At 57.0% G+C, this 2,745-nt stretch carries 3 protein-coding genes and 1 pseudogene; 2 read left to right on the top strand and 2 right to left on the bottom strand.

The genetic code is table 11. From position 1 onward, the window contains the following. Positions 1–52: 52 nt before the first annotated feature. Complete coding sequence (locus tag AC630_RS41465; RefSeq protein WP_143198741.1) at positions 53–571, bottom strand: hypothetical protein; 519 nt, start codon at positions 569–571, stop codon at positions 53–55. 885 nt (positions 572–1,456) lie between these two features. On the opposite strand from AC630_RS41465, the gene AC630_RS41455 reads away from it, so the two are divergent. Next, positions 1,457–1,912, top strand: a complete 456-nt coding sequence (locus tag AC630_RS41455) for a cupin domain-containing protein (protein ID WP_074124179.1) — start codon at positions 1,457–1,459, stop codon at positions 1,910–1,912. 71 nt (positions 1,913–1,983) lie between these two features. Beyond that, on the top strand, positions 1,984–2,454 hold the full coding sequence (locus AC630_RS41450; protein ID WP_074124174.1) for a DUF4440 domain-containing protein: 471 nt from the start codon (positions 1,984–1,986) through the stop codon (positions 2,452–2,454). 204 nt (positions 2,455–2,658) lie between these two features. On the opposite strand, the pseudogene AC630_RS47615 reads toward AC630_RS41450, so the two are convergent. Beyond that, positions 2,659–2,745, bottom strand: a pseudogene (locus AC630_RS47615) (ester cyclase); the annotation flags it as partial.

Here is a 2,745-nt window from a genome sequence, read left to right as displayed (position 1 = left end):
TTGGTGTTTCGGGCATGGCATCCTCCTCGATCCGCATCGCAGGTCCGGAGCGTCAGACCTGCTTATCGAGCGGCGGCTCGTTCCACTCGTCCGCCTTCGCGAGCGCCGTTGCCGCCAACTCGCGCCGGACCTGATCAACGATCGCGTCGATGTTGCGCCGAACCTGCATGTCGCGCGAGCACCGGGCCGCCATACCGGATAGATGCGTCAGGGTTATTCCAGCAAGCTCATCGATCAGGTCATCGACATCGTCTCGACGCACCAGTTCTCGCCGCTTCTCCATCAGCCGCAGTTGAAGCATCTCGGTCTTGACCCTGACGTGATCAACGTCGGCCTCACTGCGCGACGATTGCCGCCTCTCTCGCCGTAAGTGCCGCAGGTAGGCAACCCGGCTCTGATCAAGCGGGGAGCTGTCACCTTGCCGCCGGATCACGCCTTCCGCTTCGAGCTTGCCGATGTAGGCGCGGCTGCAATCGAGGTGCATCGCCAGCGCCGACGCGCTGACGGTCGCGGGCTTTCTGGATCGTGGTCGAGCGACAGACGGGCCAACATTAATGACCGTGTCAGACATCGTGGTCGTTCCTTGTTGCATTGCGGGACTAATATCTCACTTCCGCTTCCAGCGACGATGTAATGTTCCCTACCGAACGTCAGCTCCACGACAGCGTTTCTGACAGGAGTGAATTTGATAGCAGGAGGAGGATCATGAAACGCCTTCGGTTCAAGCCAGACAAGGCGTTAGGCGAAAGGCTCATCAAAGAAGCCCGGCTAGCAAGAGAAAGAGCTGCGCAACTGCCGCCGGGCACGGAGCGTGAGGATATCTTTTGCAGAAAGCCCATCGGGCCGACATCGCCGCCGGGATCGATGGATGGTTGAGTTCTTCGGGACTGCGACCGCCAAGGTGAGGCACGCATCTTTTCCAGGGACCGGAAACAAAGCTGTGCGATTTGCGTTGGGGACAATGGACGACAAAGATCTGCAAGCCCACAGCGAACAAGCACTTGTCGTGGTCACCCTCAGTACGGCGACACTAATTGCGTGCGTCGCTCTCTTAATTTCCAATATGTGAGGCCGCCGTAGTTAGCGGCCTTCCATATGTTTGCAAGCGGTCCTGGCTGTGTAAAAACGCGAACTCCGGCGGATGGCGGAGAATCTACTTCTCATATCACGCGGCACCGAAGCTCTGTATCCTCTTCGCAGTCTCAGAAGCGGTGTTTGAAAGAATTCTTTTCTCCGAAATTTGAGCGCCGTTGCGTTTTCACACAGCCAAGACCCGAAGCCGACCTCAACCTGTCTGGTAGCGTGTTAAGGCAATGTTTCTGACTTATGGTTCGCCTGAAGGTAGTGTAGCTTTCTCCGCTGTGACGCACGCATCGTTGCGGCGCGCAATCTCAATCTCACACTAGCCGCATTGCGACTTGCGTCTCTTGCTGCATAGAGCTTGGGAGACACTCGCATGAAAAGATTACTTCTGGCGGCGACCAGTTTGATCGCGCTCTGCATTCCGGCAACGGCGCAAGATACTGAGGTCCGGGTGATGCCCGATACGCTCGTATGGAAGGATAATCCAGCCTTTCCGAAGGGCGTTCAGATCGCCACCTTGGTCGGTGATCCCGCAAAGGCGGGCGACGTTGTGGTCTTGCGCATCAAGTTTCCAGCGAACTTCCAAATGCCTCCGCATACTCATCCCTATTCTGAAGTTGTCACCATCATAAGCGGAGCCGTCGGCACCAGTCATGGTGACAAATTCGAAAAGAAGGGTGATCTTCTGAAGCCAGGCTCGTTATGGGTGTATCCCGCAAAACACGGGCATTACGCCTGGACCGGAAGCGAGGAAGGGATACTTCAGGTTCAGTTTATTGGCCCAGGTGGCGTCGATTACATCAATCCAGCTGACGATCCGCGCAAATAGTAGCCGCCCGCATTGTAAGAGGCCGTCTCAAGCGGACACTTATCTTTCCGGCATTTGCAAGGGAGGATGTCATGCGATCTTCTCCAAAAGTTGCGAGCGCGGCACTTGTGCTGTGCATCGTCTCATCATCATTTTCCTCCAGCGCTTTGGTCGAGCCGAAAGCGGACGTGGCAGCCGCAACCTTCGCATGGGGGCAGGCTCTAGGCGAAGACGATCCCGAAAAGGTATTACCCTTCGATTCGGACGATGCCGTGCTCTGGGGCACGCTGTCGCCGACCGTGCGATCCGACCGGGCGGCGCTGCGAGACTATTTCGTGATCGCATTCAAAGTTCTACCCGGGCTCAAGGTCGCTTTCGGCGATCAACTGATCCGGGTGTACGGCAACGCGGCGGTCAATACCGGTTACTACACGTTCTCCTACGTCAAAAATGGCGAGACGAAGAGCTTGCCCGCGCGCTACAGCTTCACCTACGTCAAGCACGGCGAGCGTTGGCTGATCGTCGACCACCATTCCTCGGCTATGCCATCGACCCCGAGATAGCTCACAAGGTTATCGAGTGGTGACCCCGTAGGGGCTGAGCTGCGGGGTCGCGGTTATCTGTTCGTCCAGACTTGGCCCGTTGCGACCAAATCCAGCCTGCGTTTACATGTCGGCTGTCAGGGGTAAACCCAACATGGCGAGGGCGGCGTTAAATCGACGCGATTGCCCCGGAGCGGGCCAAGCAACGGGGATCGTTCCTCCGGCCTAAAGTTGTCTTTCGATAGCTGCCTTGTCGATGATCGACCACACCGCCTTTATTTTCCGCTCGTCGAACTCATAGAATACGTTCTC

This window comes from Bradyrhizobium sp. AS23.2, from assembly GCF_001908185.1.
GTDB lineage: Bacteria > Pseudomonadota > Alphaproteobacteria > Rhizobiales > Xanthobacteraceae > Bradyrhizobium.
Note: the sequence above shows the minus strand (reverse complement) of the source record. Positions and strands in the feature narration are given on the sequence as shown.